The sequence below is a fragment of the Streptomyces sp. NPDC002446 genome (assembly GCF_053595675.1).
In genome coordinates this window covers 22514-43738 of the sequence record NZ_JBSFYC010000058.1, presented here as the reverse complement: position 1 = coordinate 43738, position 21225 = coordinate 22514, and the positions used below count along the sequence as shown (strand labels likewise).

Below are 21225 nucleotides of genomic sequence, written 5' to 3'. Positions count from 1 at the left end.
CCCCGAGCCCTGAAACGCCGTCATACAGGGCGCAAAAAGTCCAGATGCTGCGACAAGGCTCGCACGTTCTCTCGACCGGGGCGACGGGAAAATGATGTCTGACAGGCTAGATGGCGAAGAGTCGGCAAAGGTTCCGTGGCATACGCCACGCTGGCTCCGGGGCCCGCGGCCGGAGTCGGTGCCGGGCGTCGTCGGCACGGCCGGAGTGATCGTCGGCCTGTTGAACCTGGTCGCCGGGGTGTTCCCGCGGTTCCGCCACAGCCGGGTGCACGCCCTGGCCGAGGTGCTGCCGGGCGCGGTGAGCCCGCTGGCGGCCGCCGCCTCCATCGTCGTCGGCATCCTGCTGCTCCTTTTGGCCCATGGACTCAAACGGCGTAAGCGGCGGGCCTGGGGCGCCGCCGTGGCGCTGCTCCCGGTGGGGATCGCCGCTCAGCTCGTGTACCGCCACTCCCTTTTCGGAGCGCTGCTCTCGCTTGCGCTGCTGGCGTTCCTGGTGTGGCACCGGAAGGAATTCGCGGCGCTGCCCGATCCGCGCAGCCGCTGGAAGGCGGTGGCCAATTTCGTCGTGCTCGGCGGCACCGGCTTCGCCATCGGCATGGTGATCGTCAGCTCCCACCCCCACAAGATCGTCGGATCGCCGTCGTTCTGGGACCGTGCCCAGCACGTCCTGTGGGGCCTGTTCGGCTTCGAGGGCCCGGTCGGCTACACCCACCACGTCGACTACACCGTCGGCTACTCGCTCGGCGCACTGGGCCTGCTGACCGTCGCCACCACCGCCTACCTCGCCTTCCGCCCCGAGCACCCGGCGGCCCGGCTGACCGACGAGGACGAGCGGCAGCTGCGCGAGCTGCTCGCCCGGCACGGCGACCGCGACTCGCTCGGCTACTTCGCGCTCCGCCGCGACAAGGGCGTGGTCTTCTCCCCGTCCGGCAAGGCCGCGGTCTGCTACCGGGTGATCTCCGGCGTGATGCTCGCCAGCGGCGACCCGATAGGCGACGTCGAGGCCTGGCCGGGCGCCATCGAGCGCTTCATGGAGGAGGCGCGGGCGCACTCCTGGACGCCGGCGGTCACCGGCTGCAGCGAGACCGGCGGCCAGGTGTGGACGCGGGAGACCGGCATGGACGCCCTGGAGCTCGGCGACGAGGCCATCGTGGACGTGGCCGACTTCACCCTCTCCGGGCGCGCCATGCGCAACGTACGGCAGATGGTCAAGCGCATCGAGCGCAACGGCTACCAGACGCAGGTGCGGCGGGTACGCGACCTGGACCCGGCCGAGCTGGCCCGGATCCAGCAGGCCGCGGACGCCTGGCGGGACACCGACACCGAGCGGGGCTTCTCCATGGCGCTGGGCCGGATCGACGCGGTGGCCGACGGCGACGCGGTGATCGCCACCGCGCACCTGCCCGCCGGCGAGGGCGAGGAGCCCGGCCCGTACGGGGACCTGAAGGCGATGCAGCACTTCGTGCCGTGGGGCGACAACGGGATCTCCCTGGAGCTGATGCGGCGCGACCGCAGCGCCGACCCCGGCATGAACGAGCTGCTGATCGTCGCCGCCCTGCAGGCCGCACCCGACCTGGCGATCAAGCAGGTCTCGCTGAACTTCGCGGTCTTCCGCTCCTCCCTGGAGCGCGGCGAGAAGCTCGGTGCGGGACCGGTCATCCGTGTCTGGCGGGGGATGCTGGTCTTCCTGTCCCGCTGGTACCAGATCGAGTCGCTCTACAAGTTCAACGACAAGTTCCGGCCACGCTGGGAGCCCCGTTTCGTGGTCTTCCGCAACAGCCGCGACATCCCGCGCATCGGCCTGGCGGCGCTGCAGGCCGAGGGCTATCTGGAGCTGGGCCTGCCGCGCGTACTGCGGCGCCGCAAGAGCGCCGAGCCGCGGCCCTGCGCACATACGGCGGAGCCGGTCCGCGCGGCCGGCGCGATGGAGCGTGCGGCCTGACGGGGCGCCGCGGCCGGCCCTCTGAGCAGGGCGCACGCCCGTCCCTCCGGCGGGCGGCGCCGGGTGTGTCCCCGCACGCGACGGCCGCAATCCGGCCGGTCGGCACACGGCCTACGCTGGTGCCATGAGTACCTTGCGTGGCCGGGTGGCCGGACTGCCGGACTGGGACCGCTGCGCGGTGATGGGCGTCGTGAATGTGACGCCCGATTCGTTCTCCGACGGCGGCGAGTGGTTCGACACCGAACTCGCCGTCAAACACGGTCTGGACCTGGTGGCGCAGGGCGCCGACATGGTGGACGTGGGAGGCGAGTCGACCCGGCCGGGCGCGGCGCGGGTGGACGAGGCCGAGGAGTTGCGCCGGGTCGTGCCGGTCGTGCGGGAGCTGGCCGCGGCCGGCGCGGTGGTCTCCGTCGACACCATGCGCGCCTCGGTCGCCGAGCAGGCGATCCGGGCGGGGGCGCGGCTGGTCAACGACGTCAGCGGGGGCGCCGCCGACCCGGCGATGGTGCCGGCGGTGGCCGCTCACCACGTCCCGTTCGTCGTGATGCACTGGCGCGGCCAGTCCATCGACATGAACAACCGCGCCGTCTACGGGGACGTGGTGGCCGAGGTCGTCGAGGAGCTCGCGCAGTCCGTCGAGCGCGCGGTGGCCGGCGGTATCGACCCGGACCGGATCGTCGTCGACCCCGGGCTGGGCTTCGCCAAGGACGCCGGGCACGACCTCGCGCTGGTCGCCCACCTGGCGCGGCTGCGGGCGCTGGGCCGGCCGCTGCTGGTGGCCGCTTCGAGGAAACGGTTCCTGGGCAGGGTGCTGGCGGGCGGCGAGGGAGCCGCCCCGCCGCCGGCCCGGGAGCGGGACGCCGCGACGGCGGCGGTATCGGCGATGGTGGCGCGAGAGGGGGCCTGGGCGGTGCGGGTGCACGAGGTCAGGGCGAGCGCGGATGCGGTACGGGTGGCCCGTGCCGTGGAGGGCGCGGCGGCAGCGGCCGCCCATGGGGGAGTGGCCCACGTGGCCGCTGCCGGTGAAGCGAGCGGGACGACGGCGAACACGACGGGAACGGTGTGAGCGGCTTGGGCCCACGGACGGACATCGAGCTGGTCGAGCAGGCGAACACGACCCTGTACGAGACCATCGAGCGCGGCGACCACGAGGCGCTGTCCGAGCTGTGGCTGGACGGTCAGGTGAGCGTGGTCCACCCCGGGTGGCCGGTGCTGCGCGGCCGCGGCGAGGTGCTCCGCTCGTACGCCCTGATCATGGCGAACACCGAGTACATCCAGTTCTTCCTCACGGACGTGGAGATCGACGTCATCGGTGACACCGCGCTGGTGACCTGCACCGAGAACATCCTCAGCGGCGGCCCCGCCGAGGACGACGGCTCGGTGGGGCCGCTGATCGGCCAGCTGGTCGTCGCGACCAATGTCTTCCGGCGCACGGAGGACGGGTGGCGGGTGTGGTCGCACCACGGATCGCCCGTACTGGCCGACCGTGACGAGGAGGAGGACGAGGAGGAGGGCGAGGGCGACGAGGACGCCCTCTGAGGACGCCCGCCGAGGGAGCCTCCCCAGGGGTGCCCGCCCGGGGACGCCCGCCCGAAGGGGCGGGCCGCGGGCAATACGGTCAGGGCGCGGGCGGGGTGTGAGGCTTGCCATGGCCGCCCGCCCTTGCGCTCACGGCGATGGCCTGCGCAAAGCGTCAGCGGGGGGCGTCAGCCGTCCGGGCGAGGGCGCACCCGTTCGAGCCAAGTGCGGCACGGGTAGGGGTGGGGCGCGGGCAGGGGGGTAAGAGGCCGCGCGGACGATCTCCCGGCCCGTGGGGTGCGCCGCGCCTAGCAGCAGGACGGGGTCTTGTCCATAGCCCCCGTGGGCGAGGACTGTCGGTGCTCGAAGGTAGATTCGAAGGCGGGGCAGTGTTGCCGGATCGCTCCGGCGCCTGCCCGGAACCGACGATCAGTGGCGCCAGAGGTGCCGTGGACCAGTGGGAGTGATTCGCGTGGATCGTGTCGCGCTGCGTGGGCTGAAGGCCCGAGGCCACCACGGGGTGTTCCCCCGTGAGCGCGAGGAAGGCCAGACCTTCATCGTCGACCTGGTCCTCGGCCTCGACACCCGCCAGGCGGCCGCCTCCGACGATCTCGCGAAGACCGTGCACTACGGCGTCGTGGCCGAGGAGGTGGTGGGCGTCGTGGAGGGCGAGCCCGTCGACCTCATCGAAACCTTGGCGGAGCGCATCGCCGACCAGTGCCTCAAGCACGAGGGCGTGCAGGAAGTGGAGGTGGTGGTGCACAAGCCGGACGCGCCGATCACTGTCCCCTTCGACGACGTGACCATCACCATCACTCGGAGCCGAGTATGAGCAGCAGTGACCCGACCGTACAGCCGGTGCCCGCCTCGGTGGTGGAGCAGGTTGACGCCGCCGATGTGACGCTCTCCAACCCCAAACGCGCCGTGATCTCCCTCGGCAGCAACCTCGGCAACCGCCTGGAGACCCTCCAGGGGGCCGTCGACGCGCTGGAGGACACCCCTGGCCTGCGGGTCAAGGCCGTCTCCCCGGTGTACGAGACCGAGCCCTGGGGCGTGGCGCCCGGCAGCCAGCCGTCGTACTTCAACGCCGTGGTGCTGATCAAGACGACGCTGCCGCCGGACTCCCTCCTGGAGCGCGGGCATGCGATCGAGGAGGCCTTCGAGCGGGTCCGCGACGAGCGCTGGGGCCCGCGCACGATCGATGTGGACATCGTCGCCTATCAGGACGTCGTCTCCGACGACCCGCGGCTGACGCTGCCGCACCCGCGCGCCCATGAGCGGGCGTTCGTCCTGGTGCCGTGGCACGACATCGACCCGGAGGCGGAGGTCCCCGGGCGCGGAGCGGTCGCCGAGCTGCTCGCGTCGGTCGGCAGCGCGGGCGTGGCGCCGCGCGCGGACCTGGAACTGCGGCTGCCGGAGTAGTCGTTAGGGTTGCGGGTCGGTTCCCTGCGGGAGGCTTTCGTACGGAACGGACAGTGCGGCCATAGCGGCAAGATGGTCGTGACGGCAGGGAAGGTCATGACGGCGCGAGGGGCGATCGCTCGGTGAAGCAGCTACACATCAAGGTGCTGGTCGGGCTGTTTCTGGCGGCCGGGGTGCTGGCCTGGAGCGGCGCCCGGCTGTGGGACTCGTTCGGCACCCTGCCCAGCGTGCCGATGGCCGCGCCGATCGTGCTGGCGCTGATCGCCGCGCTGCTCGCCGCCACCGCCGTCTCGCTGCGGTCGCGGCTGCGCGCCCAGCGTGAGCGCAGGCCCGGCGCCAAGGGCGTCGATCCGCTGGTGGTCGCCCGTGCGGTGGTCTTCGGGCAGGCGAGCGCGCTGGTGGCGGCACTGGTCGCGGGGCTCTACGGCGGCGTCGGCGTCTTCCTGCTGACCGCCGGGCTCGATGTCGCGCCGCGCCGGGACCAGGCGATCTACGCCGGTCTGTCGGTGCTCGCGGGGGTGGCGGTGGTCGCCGCGGCGATCTTCCTGGAGCGGGTGTGCAAGCTGCCGGAAGACGGGAGCAACGGCGGGGTGGACGCCGCGGTGTGACACCGCGGCGCGCCACGGCCGGCCGTCGGCCGCGTCAGGTACCCGCGCCCGGGGTGGAGGCCGTGAGCGCTCGAGTCCATTATTTTTCGGCCAGAACAATCTGTGGCATCAGGTTCTCGCGACCGGGACGGAGTCCAGGGATACCTCTCCGCGCGGCAGGTTCGCGGCGTCCGCGGCGGTGGAGCGGCGCAGCGCGCCGTGCAGCCCGGCCGGCGTCAGTACGCCCAGATGGCGCTCGCCGTCGCGGACCGCGACCCAGCCGGCGTCGTCCTGCAGCATCGCGCTGAGCGCCTGCTTGAGCGGAGCGCCGAGCGGCAGCCAGGAGTCCATCCGCCGGGCGTGATCGCGGACGGTGCCTTCCGGCGTAAGCCGTTTGCCGCCACCGCCACTGCCTTTTCCGGCCTCTCGGCCGCCCGCCGCGCCCGTGAGCGCCGAGGCCGCGACCCAGCCGTACGGCGCTCCGTCGGCATCCAGGACGACCGCCCAGGGCGCGCCCTCGGTGGCCAGACGGCCGGCGGCGCGGGCCGCGGGGTCGTCGAGCCGGACGACCGGCGGCTGTTCGAGGTCGCCGGGCTCCACGGGCGTGACGGAGAGCCGCTTCAGGCCCCGGTCCGCGCCGACGAACTGGGCCGCGTACGGGGTCGCCGGGGCGCCCAGCACCGTCGCGGGGGTGTCGAACTGCTCGATGCGCCCGGCCCCGTAGACCGCGATCCGGTCGCCCAGACGGACCGCCTCCTCGATGTCGTGGGTGACGAAGAGGACCGTCTTGCGGAGCGTGGACTGCAGCCGCAGGAACTCGTTCTGGAGGTGCTCGCGGACGACCGGGTCGACCGCGCCGAACGGCTCGTCCATCAGCAGGACGGGCGGGTCGGCGGCGAGCGCGCGGGCCACCCCGACGCGCTGGCGCTGGCCGCCAGAGAGCTGGTCGGGGTAGCGGTCGCCGTACGTCGACGGGTCCAGGCCGACCAGGTCGAGGAGTTCGGCGGCGCGGGCCCTGGCCTTGCCGCGCGGCCGGCCGAGGAGGTGCGGGACGGTGGCGGTGTTGTCCAGAACGGTCTTGTGGGGGAAGAGCCCGACCTGTTGGATGACATAGCCGATGCGGCGCCGCAGTTGGACGGGGTCGATGGCGGAGATGTCCTCGCCGTCGAGGTGGATGCGGCCGCTGGTGGGCTCGATGAGCCGGTTGACCATCTTCATCGTGGTGGTCTTGCCGCAGCCCGAGGGGCCGACGAGCGTGACGAGTTCGCCCTCGGCGACCTCGAAGGTGAGGTCGTCCACGGCGGTGGTGCCGTCGGGGTAGCTCTTGGTGACGTGCTCGAAGCGGATCATTGGTTCCCCCATGGTTGACGGGCCCATTGTGGCCGGGCGGCCGTGAACGCGGTGTTGCGCGCGGATGGCGATGTGGCCGGTGAGCTGCGGGACCGGGCGGATTGTCAGTGGTGGGGTTTAGGGTCGCAGACAGTCACCGCGAGGGTGAGCGACAGGGGCGGGGGAGGCGACGAGCCTTGAGCGAACGCAGTGAGCGGACCATGGGGAGGCGCGCGCCTCGCGCAGGCGAGGCCGGGCGCGGCGAGGTCCCGGCATGAGCGGAAGTGCCGCCGGGCCGAACTGCCTGGAGACGAACGACTGGATCTGCGGCGAGTATCTGCGCACCCGCAGCCAGGAGTTGCTGGACGCCACGGTCCAGCACATCGGCATCACCGCCGTGTCCGTGGCGATCGGCCTGCTGATCGCCTTTCCGCTGGCGCTGCTCGCCCGGCACCGGCGGGGCGCGGCCGGGCCGGTCCTGGGGCTGACGACGGTGCTGTACACCGTCCCGTCACTGGCGATGTTCGCCTTGCTGACACCGGTGTTCGGGGTCTCGGCGGCGGTGGTCGTCACGGGCCTGGTGCTGTATTCGCTGACGATCCTGGTGCGCAACATCCTCGCGGGCCTGCAGGCGGTGCCCGCTGAGGTACGGGAGGCCGCCCGCGGGATGGGGTACGGCCCGGCACGGCTGCTGTTCGAGGTGGAACTCCCGCTCGCCCTGCCCGCGCTGGTGGCCGGCCTGCGGATCGCCACGGTCTCGACGGTGGCGATGACGACCGTCGGCTCGGTCCTCGGATACGGCGGCCTGGGGAATCTCATAGCCAGCGGCATGGAGGGCTTCTTCAAGGCGGAGGTGCTGACGGCGTCGGTGCTGTGCGTGCTGCTGGCGCTGGTGGCAGACCTGCTGCTGATGGGCCTTCAGCGGCTGCTGACGCCCTGGACGAGGGCGCAGGCGCGGGCGAAGGCCCGTGCGCGGCGCGGTGCGCGAGTGGCGAAGGCGGTGGGCTGACCATGGGGGCGATCGCGGACGCCTGGCAGTGGCTGACGACGGCCGCTAACTGGGCGGGGGAGAAGGGCGTGTGGCACCGGCTGGCCGAGCATGTCTGGCTCAGCGCGCTGTGTCTGGTCCTCGCCTGCCTGATAGCCCTGCCGGTGGCGCTGTATCTGGGGCACATCGGCAAGGGCGGGGCCCTCGCCGTCAACCTCTCCAACGTGGGGCGCGCGGTACCGACGTTCGCGGTCCTGGTACTGCTGACGCTCAGTCCGCTGGGGCGGCACGGGGACTGGCCGACCGTCCTCGCGCTGGTGCTCTTCGCGGTGCCGCCGCTGCTGACCAATGCCTATCTGGGCATGCGGGAGGCGGACCGTGATGTGGTCGAGGCGGCACGCGGGATGGGGATGTCGGGGCCGCAGCTGCTGCTGCGGGTCGAGATACCGCTCGCCTATCCGCTGATCATGACCGGTCTGCGGTCGGCCACGGTGCAGGTGGTGGCGACCGCCACGCTGGCCGCGCTCGCCGGCGGCGGAGGCCTGGGGCGGATCATCACGGCCGGTTTCGGCAACTACGACACCGCGCAGGTCGTCGCGGGCGCCGTGCTGGTGGCCGCGCTTGCCTTGGTCGTGGAGGGCGTGCTCGTCCTGGCGGAGCGGCTGCTGGACCCGATGCGGGGGCGGCGGCGCGCCACGCGTACGGCGTCGCGTACGGCCAAGGGCGCCGGGCCGCGCCGCGCCGCACCGACCTCGGCGACCGCCCCGTAGGCAGGCACTGATGCGCAGACGCTGACCCGTAGGCACTGGCCGCAGGCACGGAGACCCGAGACCCGATACGACCTGACCAGAGCTGATCCGAACAACCTGATTGGTGGCATTCATGAGCAGCACGTCGCGCGCGGGCCGCACCGCGCTTGTCGCGGGCACGGCGATCGCGTTGGCGGCCGGCCTGGCCGCGTGCAACGGCCAGAGCCTGGAGGAGAAGGGCGGTGGCAACGGCAAGGGAGGCAAGGGCGAGCTGGTCATCGGCTCGGCCGGTTTCACCGAGTCGAAGGTGCTGGCCGAGATATATTCCAGGCTCCTCGCGGACGCCGGTTACCGCACCCGGGTGCAGACGCTCGCCAATCGCGAGCTGTATGAACCGGCCCTGGAGAAGGGCCAGATCGATGTGGTCCCCGAATATGCCTCCACGCTCGCCGAATTCCTCAACGCGAAGAAGAACGGCAGCAAGGCCAAGCCCGTCGCCTCCAGCGACATCGGCGCGACGGTGACGGCGCTCAAGAAGCTCGCCGGGCCGCGCGGACTCAAGGTCCTGGCGGCGGGGGACGCGACGGATCAGAACGCGTTCGCGGTCACCAAGGAATTCGCCGCCGAGCACAAGCTGAAGACCCTCTCCGACCTCGGCAAATCCCAGCAGAAGATCAAACTCGCCGCGGGCGAGGAGTGCGAGACCCGGGTGTTCTGCAAGCCGGGCCTGGAGAAGACCTACGGCATCGACATCACGGGCCTGGACCCCAAGGGAGTCGGGATCCCGCAGGCCAAGCAGGCGGTCAAGGACGGCACCGACCAACTGGTGCTCACCACGACCACGGACGCCACCCTCGACAACTTCGGACTGGTGCTTCTCAAGGACGACAAGAAGCTCCAGAACGCCGACAATGTGCTGCCGGTCGTGAATGCCAAGAGCGCCGGTGACAAGGAGATCGAGGCGGCGCTCGGGAAGCTCACCAGTACGCTGACGACGCAGGACTTGATCAACTTGAACCGCAAGGTCGATGCCGAACGGCTCAAGCCCGCGGATGTCGCGCAGGCTTATTTGGAGTCCAAGGGGCTGGTCAAGAAGTAACCAGCGGGAAACGGATTCGTGGGCGTGGCCCCATAGATCCCGCACGCACGGTAAGTTTCTGGCCATGCCACGAGGACGCCACCGCCATTCACCACCCCTCCACCGGCTGCTTCCTCCGACGACGGTCGCCGGTGCGTCAATCGCCTGCGCCGCGGGCGCGTGGTTTGTCGGCGACGATCTGGTGCAACGGGTGCTCGCCGCGGGTGCGGCGGCCGCCGCACTCACCGGCGCCGTCCTTCTGCGGACCTGGGACCGCAAGGCCGGTCGGCGGGTCGCCGAACTCACCCGCGCCCGGGTGCGCGACGAGTGGCGCACCGAGGAGCGGATAGCCGAGCTCGAAACGGATGTCGAGGAGTCCCGCGAGATCCGCGCCGCCCTCGACACCAAACTGCGTGCCAAGCGCGCCGAATTGGCCCGGCTGCGCAGCGAGCACGCCGAGCTGCTGCGCCGTTACGCCACCGCCGAGACCGAGCGGGCCAGTGCCCTGGAGGGCCGCCGACTGCTCGCCCTTGAGGCCGCCGCCCCGGCCAGGGCGCTGCCGGCCGCCGCGGACGTTCCCCGGGCCCGGACCGGGGAGCCCCCCGTCCCGGCGCGCCGCGAGCCCGCCGCGACCCCGGCCCGTCCGGCCGGGGCCCGCCCGGCTTCGGAGCGTCCCGCCTCGGACCGTCCGGCCGCGGCCCACCGTGCCCCGGACGCCGCGCTGTATGCGCAGGCCGACCGGGCGCTGCTTCAACTGGCCCGCAGCGCCGCCCGTCAGCAGCGCGCCGCCGAGAGCGGCGAGGACGGCGGTGACAGCGGCCGGGGGAACCCCCAGGCGGCTGCCGCCGAGCGCACGGGCGGCGCAGGCCACGCCCGTACGGCCACCGCCGCCGGACCCGCGCTCCGCCCCGTCCCGGCCACCGCCGCGGCCGTCGCACCGCACCGCCCCGCCGCAACCCGCGAACTGGGCGGCTTCGACTTCTTCGGCACCGGCACCGCCGCCCGTCCCCAGCAGCTGCCCGCGCCGCTGGAGGAGGATCTGGCGGACGTCGTCGGCGACGAGGCGCTCGCGGAGCAGTCGGCACGCGCCAAGGCCCGTCTGGCGCGTACCGCGGCTGCACAGGCTCGTACGGAGGCTCGTACGGAGGCGCCCACGAAGGCGCGTGCGGAGCTGACCGCGGGGGAGGCCGGGACGGACGACGACCAGGCCGACGCCCTCGTCGCGGACGGCGAGACCACCGCCGGTGCCGGTGAGGTCATCGACCTCACCGCGCATGACGAGACCGAACAGCTCGACCTCGGCGCCCTGCGCAGCGCCATCTCCTGACCGCGCGGCCGGCAGCCGCCGGCCCGCCCCTCCCCTTGGCCCTGGAGCCCTCACCGGCTCCGGGGCCAAGCGTTTGTCGAGCGCGTTGCCCCTGGTCTGCCGCGACTGGTCTGCCGCGACCCTCTGCGGGGCGGCAGTTGTCCATTGGGGGGCTGCCCATGGGGGCTGCCCATGGAGGGCTGTCCATGGGGGCTGTTCATGGAGAGCTGTCCACAGGGTGTGGATGAGGCGTGCGAGTCCGCGGCGGCCGCGCCCTCTGGATGAGCGCGGGCCTCGCGGGCCTGCTTTCCGGCGCGGCGCGCGCCCTATATTCGCCGCCGCTCCGGTGCTCGCCGCCGCTCCGGTGCGAACGGCGTACCGCTCGCCAGTCCGCGGTAGCCCACCGCGAGCGCCTCGCCCAGGAAGCTGACGCCGATGCCCAGCTGGATCGGGCGGGCGCCTTCGTGCATCCCCATTTTCACCGCCAGCAGGCCGAAACCGGCCATGCCGAGCAGGGAGAGGACGGCGACGCCGAACGTCCGCCCCGTATAGCGCTGCCACAGCACGCCGCCGCGGTCGAACAGCTCGATGGTCATGCCGCGCAGGGCCCCGAGCGCGCATCCGAGCAGCGCGCCGGCGGCGGCCCAGGCGATGTCGGTACCGGTCAGATCCTCGGCCCTGGCCACGGCGACGGCGCCGATGGCGATGAGGACGACCGGTGGGGCGAAAAGGTCGCGGGCGTTGACCGGCTCGCCCCGCAGCCGCTTGATGATCACGGCGACGACGGCGGCGAGGATCAGTGCCGCCAGCAGCCAGCCATTCATGGGTCCCCCAAGTCAATTTTTTAGCCCACCCGTGCCAAAAACCAATTTAGCGCGGGTGTGCCACAATCGCAAGATGCCGAAGATCGTCGATCCGCAAGCCCGCCGCCGCGCCGTCGCCGAGGCCGTACTCCGTGTGGTGCGCCGAGAAGGGGTCGAGGGCGCATCGCTCCGTAACGTCGCCGAGGAGGCGGGGCTGGCCATCGGGTCGGTCCGGCACTACTTCAGCAACCACGACGAAGTGATGATCTTCGCGATGGCGGAGCTCGGCGCCCGTATCGAATACCGCGTCGCGGGGCATGCCGAGCGGCTCCTCGACCCCGACGCCGCGGGCGAGCGCCGCACCCGCGCCGAGGAGCTGCTCGCCGAATTCCTGCCGCTGGACGACGAGCGCCGCGAAGAGGGCATGCTCTGGCAGGCGTTCACGACCGCGGCCCGTACGCGCCCCGAACTGCGGCCGCACGCCGTCGAGTTGGAGTCCGGCATGCGCGCCCTGCTGACGCGGATGCTGCGCGGCGGCCAGGAGGCCGGCAGCCTGCCCGACGGCCTGGACCTGGAGCTGGAGACGCTACGGCTGTCCGCCCTGCTCGACGGCCTCACCCTCCAGGCGACCCTGGAACCGGAACGCGTCACACCGGAGCTGCTCCGCAACGTCCTGCGCCGCCACGTGGAGAGCCTCCGTCACGAGCGGCCCCCGGGGACCGCCCGCCAGGGGGAGTGCGCCCGCCAGAGCGAGTGAGAAAGGCGCCCAGCCGGGCGCCGCACCCGCCGCCTACTTGTCGATGTCGCCCACCACGAAGAACAGCGACCCGAGAATGGCGACCATGTCGGCGACCAGCGTGCCCGGCAGCAGCTCCACCAGCGCCTGGATGTTGTTGTACGACGCCGAGCGCAGCTTGAGGCGGTAGGGGGTCTTGTCGCCCTTGGAGACGAGGTAGTAGCCGTTGATCCCCAGGGGGTTCTCGGTCCACGCGTACGTCGCGCCCTCGGGCGCCTTCAGGACCTTGGGCAGCCGCTGGTTGATCGGCCCCGGCGGCAGCTCCGCGACCCGGTCCAGGCAGGCATCGGCGAGATCGAGCGCATTGTGGCTCTGCTCCAGCAGGCACTCGAAGCGCGCCAGGCAGTCGCCCTCCTCACGGGTGACGACCTTCAGCGTGGACTGCAGCTCCCCGTACGCCAGGTACGGCTCGTCGCGCCGCAGGTCGAAGTCGACACCGGAGGCGCGGGCGATCGGCCCGGAGACGCCGTAGGCGTGCACCGTCTCGGGCGCGAGCACACCGATCCCCCGCGTACGGCCGCGGAAGATCTCATTGCCCAGCACCAGGTTGTCGAAGACGTCCATACGGGAGCGCACATCGGCGACGGCCTGCCGGGCCCGGCCCAGCCAGCCGGCCGGCAGGTCCTCCTTGAGGCCGCCGACGCGGTTGAACATGTAGTGCATCCGGCCGCCGGAGATCTCCTCCATGACGGTCTGCAGCTCCTCGCGCTCACGGAACGCGTGGAAGACCGGGGTGATCCCGCCCAGCTCCAGCGGGTACGAGCCGAGGAACATCAGATGGTTCAGCACGCGGTTGAGCTCCGCCAGCAGCGTCCGCATCCACACCGCGCGCTCGGGCACCTCCATGCCCAGCATCCGCTCGACGGCGATCACCACGCCCAGCTCGTTGGAGAACGCCGACAGCCAGTCGTGCCGGTTGGCGAGCATGATGATCTGGCGGTAGTCGCGCGCCTCGAAGAGCTTCTCGGCCCCGCGGTGCATATAGCCGATCACCGGCTCGGCATGCTGGATCCGCTCACCGTCCAGGACGAGGCGCAGCCGCAGCACACCGTGCGTCGAGGGGTGCTGCGGGCCGATGTTCAGCACCATGTCGGTGCTCTCCGCCGCGCCGCCGATGCCGACCGTCGTCTCCGTCATGGGAACAGTCTCGCAGCACCCGCTGCGCCCCTCTCAGGTGTCCCACCCCTTGAGCAGCCCCGCACACTCCCCGCCCACCGGCTCCAGCAGCCAGCCGAAGCCGCCCAGGCCCGCCGGGTCGGTCAGCTCCGCCGCCGAACCGGCCGCGCTCAGGGCCCGTACGTATGCGCCGGGATCGGTATGCGCCAACGTGAGGGGCGGACGCCGGCCGTCCACCCCCAGGGCGTGCAGCGCCTCGCGCTGGGTCAGCCGCAGCGCGGACGGACCGGCGCAGGCGTCCAGCGCGACATGGGCCGTGATGTCGCAGCTGCCGTCCGGGACGGGGCGCACCTCGCGGCCGTCGCGGAAGCCGGTGAGGGTGCCGAAGAGCGGGCGGCCGCCCCGTTCGTGCGCATAGTCGGCGGCCACGGCGAGCCCGGCGCGCAGCGTACGGACCGCCCGCGCCCAGGCCTCGTCCCGGGGGCGGCCGATCTCGGCGCGCAGCCCGGGGGAAGGGGCAGCGAGGGAGGGGCCAGAAGGGGCGGGGACAGCAGCTGAGACGCCCCTAGAGGCCGCCGAGGCGTCCCCCGCGGCACCCGAGGCTTCGCCAGCGGCATCCGAGGCTTCCCCAGCGGCGGCCCAGGCTTCCCCGGAGGAGGCCAGCGGCGGTGCCCACCACCGGCGCAGCCACTCCGCGTCCGCTCCGCCCACCGGCTCGCCCAGCCGCTCGGTGCCGTCGGCGCGCACCAGAACCCGGCGCGGCACGCCGTCCGCATCCGTCTCGACGACATCGACCGGCACATTGTCGAGCCACTCGTTCGCGAACAGCAGCCCGGTGACCGAACCCGGAGCGGGCAGCTCCGCCAGCCAGCCGATCCGCCCGTCCAGGCCCTCGGGGCGCGCCGCGCGCTCCACGGCGTACGGGCGCAGCCGCGCGGTCACCTCGTCCGGCAGCGCGGCCAGCACGCCTGTCAGCAGCTCACCGCGCCCCGCCCCCACATCGATCAGCCCCAGCTCGTCCGGGCGGCCGAGGGCGGCGTCGACGCGGCACAGGAGCGTGGCGACGGCACCGGCGTAGAGGGGGGAGGCATGCACGGAGGTGCGGAAGTGACCGGCCGGGCCGGGGCCGCCGGGCCGGGTGTAGAAGCCCTCGTCCGGGCCGTACAGCGCCCGCTCCGTCGCATCCCGCCAGCCGCACCACTCGTTCGTCACCCGTCCCACGGTACGGGCGGCCGCGGAACCGGCCCGCGGGGAGATGTGCAGGCCGTCCCTCGGTCCGACACATTTGGCGCATAGGGTCTCCACCTTGCGGAGTAGGCCCCGCGCACAGGATCGCTCCTCCGGTTGACCCGTACACCTATCCGCTCTGCCTACGCTGGGTTACGTGCAGCGCCTCTACGACTTCCTCCGCAGGCACCCGACGGGAGTGGACACCTTCTGGGCCGTCCTCCTCCTCGGGTTCTCCGGCCTGTGGATCGCGGCCGACCTCGGGGGCGTCCGGCAGATCCTGGTCACGATCTTCACGCTCGGCCTCTGCCTCGTCATCGCGCTGCGCCGCAAGGTGCCCGTGGTGATGCTGCTGCTGACGGCCGCCATCGGCGTCGGCCAGCTGATCTTCCGGATCACCCCCATCCCCGCCGACCTCGCGATGTTCGTGATCGCCTACACGGTCGCCTCCGGCCCCACCATCCCCCGCTGGGCCTCCCGCTGCGCTCTCGTCGGCGCTCTCGTCGGCCCCTCCCTGTCCACCTGGCGCCTGTCCTCGGGACGCAGCGGCCAGCCGGTGTGGGAGATGCTGTTCTTCACCGCGCTGCTGACCGTGCCCTTCGTGCTGGCCTGGGTGCTCGGCGACTCCATGCGCACCCGACGCGCCTACTGGGCACAGCTGGAGGAGAAGGCCGCCCGGCTGGAGAAGGAGCGCGAGGCGCAGTCCCGGATCGCGGTCGCCGCCGAACGCGCCCGGATCGCCCGCGAGCTGCACGATGTCGTCGCCCACAACGTCTCGGTGATGGTCGTCCAGGCCGACGGCGCCGCCTACGTCCTCGACGCCGCCCCCGAACAGACCCGCCAGGCCCTGGAGACGATCTCCGGCACCGGGCGCCAGGCACTGGCCGAAATGCGACGCCTGCTGGGCGTACTGCGCACCGGCGAACAGCCCGAGAGCGGTGAGTACGTCCCCCAGCCCGGTGTCGAGCAGCTCAGCGAGCTCATCGACCAGGTACGGGGCGCCGGACTGCCGGTCGACTTCCGGATGGAGGGCGAGCCGCGCCCGCTGCCCAGCAGCGTCGAACTGACCGCGTACCGCATCGTCCAGGAAGCGCTCACCAACACCCGCAAACACGGCGGCCCCGATGTCGGCGCGACCGTCCGCCTCTCCTACCGGGACGACGAGCTCGATCTGCTCGTCGAGGACGACGGACGCGGCGCCCAGCACGAGCTCTACGAAGAAGGCGGGGCGGATGGCCTCGGGCACGGCCTGATCGGCATGCGCGAACGGGTCGGCATGGTCGGCGGCAGTCTGACCGCGGGCCCGCGGCCGGGCGGGGGCTTCCGCGTCAGCGCGGTACTGCCGCTCAAACCGGAGCGGTGAAGGGCGCCGGGCGGCCCGCCGGAGCGCCCCGCTGCCGACGCGCCCGGCCCGCCCACCGTTCCCGACCCCGTACGCTCGGCCCCACTCCCATGTCTGATCTCCTGTCTGATCTCATGCCTGAAGGGATCCCCCTGCCATGACCATCCGCGTGATGCTCGTCGACGATCAGGTGCTGCTGCGCACCGGCTTCCGGATGGTGCTGGCCGCCCAGCCCGACATGGAGGTCGTCGCGGAGGCGGGGAACGGCCTGGAGGCCCTGGAGGTGCTGCGCTCCACCAAGGTCGACGTGATCCTCATGGACGTCCGTATGCCGCATCTGGACGGGGTCGAGGCCACCCGCCGGATCTGCGCGGGCGGGCAGCAGGAAGACGCCCCGAAGGTGCTCATCCTGACCACCTTCGACCTGGACGAATACGCCTTCTCCGCACTGAAGGCGGGCGCCAGCGGTTTCATGCTCAAGGACGTGCCGCCCGCCGAACTGCTCGCCGCCATCCGGGCGGTGGAGAGCGGCGACGCGGTCGTCGCGCCGTCCACCACCCGCCGGCTCCTCGACCGCTTCACGCCGATGCTGCCCGCCACCTCCGCCGAGCCGTCCCGCCCCGAGCTGGAACGGCTGACGGACCGCGAGCGGGAGGTGCTGCTGCTGGTTGCGCAGGGACTGTCGAACGGTGAGATCGCGGCCCGGTTGGTGCTGTCCGAGGCCACCGTCAAGACCCACGTCGGCCGAATCCTCACCAAGCTGAGCCTGCGGGACCGGGTCCAGGCGGTGGTGCTCGCGTACGAGACGGGGCTGGTACGGGCGGGCGGCGCCGGGGGAGCGGGGGCCTAGCCAGGGCCCAGAGCGGGGGCCTAGCCAGGGCCTAGCGGGAGGGGGAGGGCCAAGCCCCCTCCCGGCGCGCGGCTCGCCTTCAAGGTGGCACGCGCTCAACTCAATACGCGCTCAACGCAGCACGCCCTCAAGGAAGTCACTGCCCAGCCGGGCCACCACCTGGAGGTCCAGCTGGTGCAGCACATAGCGCCCACGGCGCCGCGTCTGGACCAGCCCGGCCTTCTTCAGCGTCGCGACATGCCGCGACACCTCCGGCGAGGTGATGCCGTACGCGTTCGCCAGCTCCCCCGTCGTATGCGGCCCCCGCGACAGCGTGCGGCACAGCTGCATCCGCATCGGGTGCCCCAGCGCCTCCAGCCGCTGCTGTACGAGTTCCAGCGCGGCCGGCGCCGGCAACTCCGGGCTGGCGACCGGGTACTGGATCACCGGACGCCACCCCGGCGCATGGCTGACCAGCAGATGCGGCCAGCCGAACGAGGTCGGCAGAAACGTCACGCCGGGGTCCGCGGGGCTCGCATACGCCGTCGTACGGCCCCCGGCCAGCTTGTCGACCACGATGCGGGAACCGCCGCTGCCGTCCTGCGCCTCCTCCAGGGACAGCGCCGCCGACGTCGCGGTCAGTGTCTCGGCCAGGTCCTTGCGGCGCAGCAGCTCGGTCTTGTGCCGGGCGTCGGCCGCCAGCTGGATGCCCACCCGCCGCCAGATGTCCCCGAAGAACGCCTCCTCGCAGTCCTCGAACAGCCTGCGCAGCCACACCCGCAGGCCGTCGGGGTCGGTGAGCATCCGGTCGGTGAAGGCCGCCTGGCGCGGGCCGCGGGCGGCGGCCATCTCCCGTACGCGCGCCCGCTCGTCCGCGTCGACGAGGGGCGAGCGGTTGGGGCGGGTGTACGCCGCCGAGCAGGAGATCTCGAACGCGGCGGCCACGAACCGCTCGTCGTCGATCTTGTCCAGCTCGTCCAACTCCTCGGCCAGCGTCGACCCGGGACGGGCGGGCAGCAGGATGTCGGACCGGGAGGAGCGCCACAGGAAGTCCGCCTCGCACAGCCGGTCGGCGAGGTCGGTCTTCAGCGCCGCGTTGGTGGCGGTGACCCAGCCGTGCAGCCCGGGATGGTGCCCCGGCTCGGACAGCGCGTGCAGCGCGGCGCTCAGCTCCGCCAGGGGGGAGGGGGAGAAGACGATGCGCTCCGGCGGCAGCCCGGTGATGTCGATGACGTTGGCCATGCGCCCATCATGCGCGAGCCCACGGCCTGCCAGGTCGTCGATTGACGGCTCCCGTCAATCGACGCGCACCGGCCGGCCGGACCGCCCCACAGTGAAGGCATGAACACCACCCAGCAGCACCTCCTCGACGCCTACCGAGCCGCCCAGCACGGCGAGGCCGCCCCGCCCGCCCCGGGCACCCACACCGTCCGCACCGTCCGCGAGATCCGCCAGTGGCACCGCTTCCAGGCCGTGGTCTTCGGATCGCAAGGACGGTGGCCGGGCCGCATCGGACGGGCCGTACGCGCCGCCCTCTCGGGCTTCCCCCGCCCCCGCCCCCGCCCCTCCACCCACCCACCCGCCTCCACCCCGGCCGAGGCCCACTCACAGCAGCCGACGTCCCCGGACGGCAACGACCGCCTCCGCACCCAGCGCGCCGGTGCCGGTACCAGTACCAGTACAGGCACCGGAACAAGCTGAAGTGCTCGCCGAGCCCGAGACGATGGCCCCGGGAGTCGGGCCTACTCCCCCCACGCCCCCCCCACGTCCCCCCCGTCTCCGCGCCGCGCGATGGAGCCGCCGCCACCACGCTCGAACTGCGCGTGGACGAGCGTGCTGCGCCACTCCGACTCCGGCCCCCGACGAAGTTGATCAGCCCCCCAGCGAAACGACTCGCGGATACACCGGGCAATAACTCCTGCAGAGATGCGAAGAGTTTGCCGTGACGGTGGTGCCGCCATCACGCGACACAAACGCATCGCCTCGAACCCGTCTCCGGGAAGTCCGGAGATCGCCAGGAGGGAAGCGCCGTAATGGTTGGCCAGGACAAGCAGTCGCCCAAGTACCAGCGGATCGCCGACGCTTTGAAGCAGGCCATCGCCTCAGGCGCATACCGGCCAGGCGATCGCCTGCCCGGCGAGAACGACCTCATGGCCGAGCACGGTGTCGCGCGGATGACGGCACGTCAGGCGCTGGGCGTGCTGCGTCCCGAGGGACTGGCCGAGTCCCGCAAGGGCGCCGGCGTGTTCGTACGTGGCTTCCGGCCGATCCGGCGGCGCGGGGTTCCTCGCCTGGCGCAGGAGCACTGGGGCTCCGGGCAGGCCGTCTGGTCGGCCGATGTGCCGGATCGGGACCTGGTGGTGGATGAGGTCACCATCGGAGAGGAACGGGCCAACGACTCCGTTACCGCGCGGCTCGACATTGCGCCGGGTGCGGCAGTCTGTGTGCGCAGACGCCGCTTCGTACTCGACGGAAAACCTGTACTGCTCTCCACGTCCTTTCTCCCCGCTGACCTGGTCGCGGGATCGGCGATCACCCAACCTGACAGCGGGCCTGGCGGTACGTATGCCCGGCTCGCGGAACTGGGTGCCGGACCCGCTCGCTTCCGGGAGGAGGTGCGGGTGCGCATGCGACGCCTGAGTCGGTCGGTCCGCTGAGGCCACCGCAGCTGCGGGGCGGCGTCGGGCCGCGCCTGGTCGGCCCGGCCCGACCCACGCCCAGCCGCACCGCCCCAGGCTCAGCGGCCACCGCCGCCCCGCGGCTAGGCCGCAGTGCCCCTCACCTTCCTCACGTAGTCCATGAACTCCGCGACCGCCGTGTGGATGTCGTCGGCGGTCCACTCCAGTGCGAAGGCGGCGACCGTCACCTCTGTCATGGCCACCCCGGGCGGTCCGGCCAGGTGGGGCTCGAACCACTTTCGGAACAGCGTCGTTCCGGTCTCCTCCGCCTGCCGGACCACGGCCTCGTTGAGCACCTCGGGCGGGTACGGCAGCCACACCTGGAACTGGTGCGTGTGCGGGACCTCCGGGTGCACCCTGAACCACGGCGCGCCGGTCGCGGCCAGACCGTCGTGCAGCGCCCGCGCGACGATCTTGGCGTGCGCCACGTACCCGGGCAGCCGCGGCAGTTCGCGGTCCAGGCCGGCCAGGGCGGCCAGTGCGGCCGGCCACTGCTGGAACAGCTGCCCGCCGTACCGGTGCCGCCAGGCCCGAGCCTCCGCTATGAACTCCTCGGTGCCGCCGAGCGCTGCGCCCGATATGCCGTCCAGCGACTTGTAGTAGGAGACGTACACGCTGTCCGCGAGGGCCGCGATTTCCGGGAGGGAGCGGCCGAAGTGCGGGCCGCACTCCCACAGCCGCGCGCCGTCGAAGTGGACCACCGCATCACGGTCCCGGGCCGCCGCTACCACCGCGGTCAGTTCCTCCCAGGACGGCAGCACGAATCCGGCGTCCCGCAGCGGGAGTTCGAGCGCGAGGGTGCCGAACGGTTCCTGGAGGTCGTATATCTCGCCGGGGGTCGGCAGCCGCGGAGCGCTCGTCGGATGCACCATGCGCAACCCGCTGACCACCGCGTAGGCATCGCGCTCATGCACCTCCATATGGGACAGGGGGTGGCCGGCGACCGTCGCGTTGCCCGTACGCCCCGCCCAGCAGCGCAGCGCCACCTGCTGGGCCATCGTGCCGGTCGGGAAGAAGGCGGCGGCCTCGGTGCCCAGCGCTTGGGCCGTCCGCCGCTCCAGCTCGCCGACGACGCCGTCGTCGTTGCCGTAGACGTCCGTCCAGTCGTCCAGGTCGTACGCGGCGCAGCCGTCCGCCGTCAGGCGCTCCAGCCGCTCGCGGAGGGTCTCGACGGCGCCGCCCGCCAGCACCCGCGCCGAGCCGCGGAACGCCGCGAGCATCCGCTGCACCGCGACCGCCGGGACACCTGCGGAGCCGGCACCGCCGCCCGGCCCGCCGTCCCCGCTGCCGAACGCCGGCGCGTCCGGCGCGTCCGGCACGTCCCCGTCCGGCACGCCACCGCCTGCTTCGTTCATGTGCTTCACGCCCCCCTGCCGTGTTCCTGCCTTCTCCGCAGGCCTGGCCTGCCGGCCCTGTCCTCCGCGCCTTCCGCGCGCCGTTGCACCGATCATGACCCAGCCCCGCGCGGACCCGCGACCCCTGTGGATAACTCTCGTGCGAGACCCCCGTCTCACC

General features: G+C 72.4%; 20 protein-coding genes and 1 pseudogene. 15 read left to right on the top strand and 6 right to left on the bottom strand.

All coding sequences use genetic code 11. The annotated features are described in order from the left end of the window. Window positions 1-94 precede the first annotated feature (94 nt). From ACWD6P_RS27390 to ACWD6P_RS27365, 6 genes are all read left to right on the top strand, one after another. A complete protein-coding gene (locus tag ACWD6P_RS27390) occupies window positions 95-1942 on the top strand; it encodes a phosphatidylglycerol lysyltransferase domain-containing protein (RefSeq protein ID WP_451446826.1) in 1848 nt (615 codons plus the stop codon). Between the two features lie 124 nt (window positions 1943-2066). Beyond that, on the top strand, window positions 2067-3008 hold the full coding sequence (folP, locus tag ACWD6P_RS27385) for a dihydropteroate synthase (protein WP_451446825.1): 942 nt from the start codon (window positions 2067-2069) through the stop codon (window positions 3006-3008). 5 nt (window positions 3009-3013) lie between these two features. Beyond that, the gene (locus tag ACWD6P_RS27380; RefSeq protein WP_451446824.1) at window positions 3014-3481 is read left to right on the top strand and encodes a nuclear transport factor 2 family protein; all 468 of its coding nucleotides are present in this window, start codon (window positions 3014-3016) and stop codon (window positions 3479-3481) included. Window positions 3482-3932: 451 nt separating this feature from the next. Next, a complete protein-coding gene (gene folB / locus ACWD6P_RS27375; RefSeq protein WP_451446823.1) occupies window positions 3933-4292 on the top strand; it encodes a dihydroneopterin aldolase in 360 nt (119 codons plus the stop codon). Further along, window positions 4289-4882 (top strand): 2-amino-4-hydroxy-6-hydroxymethyldihydropteridine diphosphokinase, encoded by a 594-nt coding sequence (gene folK, locus ACWD6P_RS27370; RefSeq protein WP_451446822.1) that lies wholly within the window; start codon window positions 4289-4291, stop codon window positions 4880-4882. The genes folB and folK overlap by 4 nt, the downstream gene beginning before the upstream one ends. Window positions 4883-5004: 122 nt before the next feature. Then, entirely contained in the window at window positions 5005-5490 is a 486-nt protein-coding gene (locus ACWD6P_RS27365) for a DUF3180 domain-containing protein (protein WP_451446821.1), read from the top strand. Between the two features lie 108 nt (window positions 5491-5598). Here the strand turns inward: ACWD6P_RS27365 and ACWD6P_RS27360 are convergent, their stop codons facing one another. Beyond that, entirely contained in the window at window positions 5599-6819 is a 1221-nt protein-coding gene (locus ACWD6P_RS27360; protein WP_451446835.1) for an ABC transporter ATP-binding protein, read from the bottom strand. A gap of 253 nt (window positions 6820-7072) precedes the next feature. On the opposite strand from ACWD6P_RS27360, the gene ACWD6P_RS27355 reads away from it, so the two are divergent. The 4 genes from ACWD6P_RS27355 (at window position 7073) to ACWD6P_RS27340 (ending at window position 10940) form a co-directional block, all read left to right on the top strand. Further along, the gene (locus tag ACWD6P_RS27355; protein ID WP_451446820.1) at window positions 7073-7807 is read left to right on the top strand and encodes an ABC transporter permease; all 735 of its coding nucleotides are present in this window, start codon (window positions 7073-7075) and stop codon (window positions 7805-7807) included. 2 nt (window positions 7808-7809) lie between these two features. After that, window positions 7810-8556, top strand: coding sequence for an ABC transporter permease (locus ACWD6P_RS27350; RefSeq protein ID WP_451446819.1), 747 nt, complete (start codon window positions 7810-7812; stop codon window positions 8554-8556). Window positions 8557-8668: 112 nt separating this feature from the next. Then, entirely contained in the window at window positions 8669-9634 is a 966-nt protein-coding gene (locus ACWD6P_RS27345) for an ABC transporter substrate-binding protein (RefSeq protein ID WP_451446818.1), read from the top strand. Between the two features lie 64 nt (window positions 9635-9698). Further along, window positions 9699-10940, top strand: a complete 1242-nt coding sequence (locus ACWD6P_RS27340) for a hypothetical protein (protein ID WP_451446817.1) — start codon at window positions 9699-9701, stop codon at window positions 10938-10940. Between the two features lie 305 nt (window positions 10941-11245). Here the strand turns inward: ACWD6P_RS27340 and ACWD6P_RS27335 are convergent, their stop codons facing one another. Further along, on the bottom strand, window positions 11246-11743 hold the full coding sequence (locus tag ACWD6P_RS27335) for a DUF1453 domain-containing protein (RefSeq protein WP_451446816.1): 498 nt from the start codon (window positions 11741-11743) through the stop codon (window positions 11246-11248). Window positions 11744-11816: 73 nt separating this feature from the next. On the opposite strand from ACWD6P_RS27335, the gene ACWD6P_RS27330 reads away from it, so the two are divergent. Next, a complete protein-coding gene (locus tag ACWD6P_RS27330; RefSeq protein WP_451446815.1) occupies window positions 11817-12479 on the top strand; it encodes a TetR/AcrR family transcriptional regulator in 663 nt (220 codons plus the stop codon). Window positions 12480-12512: 33 nt separating this feature from the next. On the opposite strand, the gene ACWD6P_RS27325 is transcribed toward ACWD6P_RS27330, so the two are convergent. Continuing rightward, complete coding sequence (locus ACWD6P_RS27325) at window positions 12513-13655, bottom strand: NADH-quinone oxidoreductase subunit D (protein WP_451446814.1); 1143 nt, start codon at window positions 13653-13655, stop codon at window positions 12513-12515. A gap of 33 nt (window positions 13656-13688) precedes the next feature. Next, window positions 13689-14846 (bottom strand): SAM-dependent methyltransferase, encoded by a 1158-nt coding sequence (locus ACWD6P_RS27320; protein WP_451446813.1) that lies wholly within the window; start codon window positions 14844-14846, stop codon window positions 13689-13691. A gap of 172 nt (window positions 14847-15018) precedes the next feature. Here ACWD6P_RS27320 and ACWD6P_RS27315 point away from each other — a divergent pair, with 172 nt between their 5' ends. Together ACWD6P_RS27315 and ACWD6P_RS27310 are read left to right on the top strand one after the other, a co-directional pair. After that, on the top strand, window positions 15019-16224 hold the full coding sequence (locus ACWD6P_RS27315; RefSeq protein WP_451446812.1) for a sensor histidine kinase: 1206 nt from the start codon (window positions 15019-15021) through the stop codon (window positions 16222-16224). A gap of 136 nt (window positions 16225-16360) precedes the next feature. Further along, a complete protein-coding gene (locus ACWD6P_RS27310) occupies window positions 16361-17053 on the top strand; it encodes a response regulator (protein WP_451446811.1) in 693 nt (230 codons plus the stop codon). 111 nt (window positions 17054-17164) lie between these two features. Here the strand turns inward: ACWD6P_RS27310 and ACWD6P_RS27305 are convergent, their stop codons facing one another. Next, window positions 17165-18274, bottom strand: coding sequence for a DUF5937 family protein (locus tag ACWD6P_RS27305; protein ID WP_451446810.1), 1110 nt, complete (start codon window positions 18272-18274; stop codon window positions 17165-17167). Between the two features lie 99 nt (window positions 18275-18373). Between ACWD6P_RS27305 and ACWD6P_RS27300 the strand changes: the two genes are divergently transcribed. After that, window positions 18374-18733, top strand: a complete 360-nt coding sequence (locus ACWD6P_RS27300; RefSeq protein ID WP_451446809.1) for a hypothetical protein — start codon at window positions 18374-18376, stop codon at window positions 18731-18733. A gap of 332 nt (window positions 18734-19065) precedes the next feature. Further along, a pseudogene (locus ACWD6P_RS27295) lies at window positions 19066-19662 on the top strand (GntR family transcriptional regulator); the annotation flags it as partial. A gap of 131 nt (window positions 19663-19793) precedes the next feature. Here the strand turns inward: ACWD6P_RS27295 and ACWD6P_RS27290 are convergent. Next, window positions 19794-20930: a threonine aldolase family protein gene (locus ACWD6P_RS27290; protein WP_451446834.1), complete on the bottom strand. Its 1137-nt coding sequence runs from the start codon at window positions 20928-20930 to the stop codon at window positions 19794-19796. Window positions 20931-21225: the final 295 nt, after the last annotated feature.

Bases quoted from the DNA above. Each gene is read 5' to 3' on its own strand.
- ACWD6P_RS27390 (WP_451446826.1), top strand. From the start codon at position 95: ATGTCTGACAGGCTAGATGGCGAAGAGTCGGCAAAGGTTCCGTGGCAT.
- folP (WP_451446825.1), top strand. From the start codon at position 2,067: ATGAGTACCTTGCGTGGCCGGGTGGCCGGACTGCCGGACTGGGACCGC.
- folK (WP_451446822.1), top strand. From the start codon at position 4,289: ATGAGCAGCAGTGACCCGACCGTACAGCCGGTGCCCGCCTCGGTGGTG.
- ACWD6P_RS27360 (WP_451446835.1), bottom strand. From the start codon at position 6,819: ATGATCCGCTTCGAGCACGTCACCAAGAGCTACCCCGACGGCACCACC.
- ACWD6P_RS27355 (WP_451446820.1), top strand. From the start codon at position 7,073: ATGAGCGGAAGTGCCGCCGGGCCGAACTGCCTGGAGACGAACGACTGG.
- ACWD6P_RS27350 (WP_451446819.1), top strand. From the start codon at position 7,810: ATGGGGGCGATCGCGGACGCCTGGCAGTGGCTGACGACGGCCGCTAAC.
- ACWD6P_RS27345 (WP_451446818.1), top strand. From the start codon at position 8,669: ATGAGCAGCACGTCGCGCGCGGGCCGCACCGCGCTTGTCGCGGGCACG.
- ACWD6P_RS27340 (WP_451446817.1), top strand. From the start codon at position 9,699: ATGCCACGAGGACGCCACCGCCATTCACCACCCCTCCACCGGCTGCTT.
- ACWD6P_RS27335 (WP_451446816.1), bottom strand. From the start codon at position 11,743: ATGAATGGCTGGCTGCTGGCGGCACTGATCCTCGCCGCCGTCGTCGCC.
- ACWD6P_RS27330 (WP_451446815.1), top strand. From the start codon at position 11,817: ATGCCGAAGATCGTCGATCCGCAAGCCCGCCGCCGCGCCGTCGCCGAG.
- ACWD6P_RS27325 (WP_451446814.1), bottom strand. From the start codon at position 13,655: ATGACGGAGACGACGGTCGGCATCGGCGGCGCGGCGGAGAGCACCGAC.
- ACWD6P_RS27310 (WP_451446811.1), top strand. From the start codon at position 16,361: ATGACCATCCGCGTGATGCTCGTCGACGATCAGGTGCTGCTGCGCACC.
- ACWD6P_RS27305 (WP_451446810.1), bottom strand. From the start codon at position 18,274: ATGGCCAACGTCATCGACATCACCGGGCTGCCGCCGGAGCGCATCGTC.
- ACWD6P_RS27300 (WP_451446809.1), top strand. From the start codon at position 18,374: ATGAACACCACCCAGCAGCACCTCCTCGACGCCTACCGAGCCGCCCAG.
- ACWD6P_RS27290 (WP_451446834.1), bottom strand. From the start codon at position 20,930: ATGCTCGCGGCGTTCCGCGGCTCGGCGCGGGTGCTGGCGGGCGGCGCC.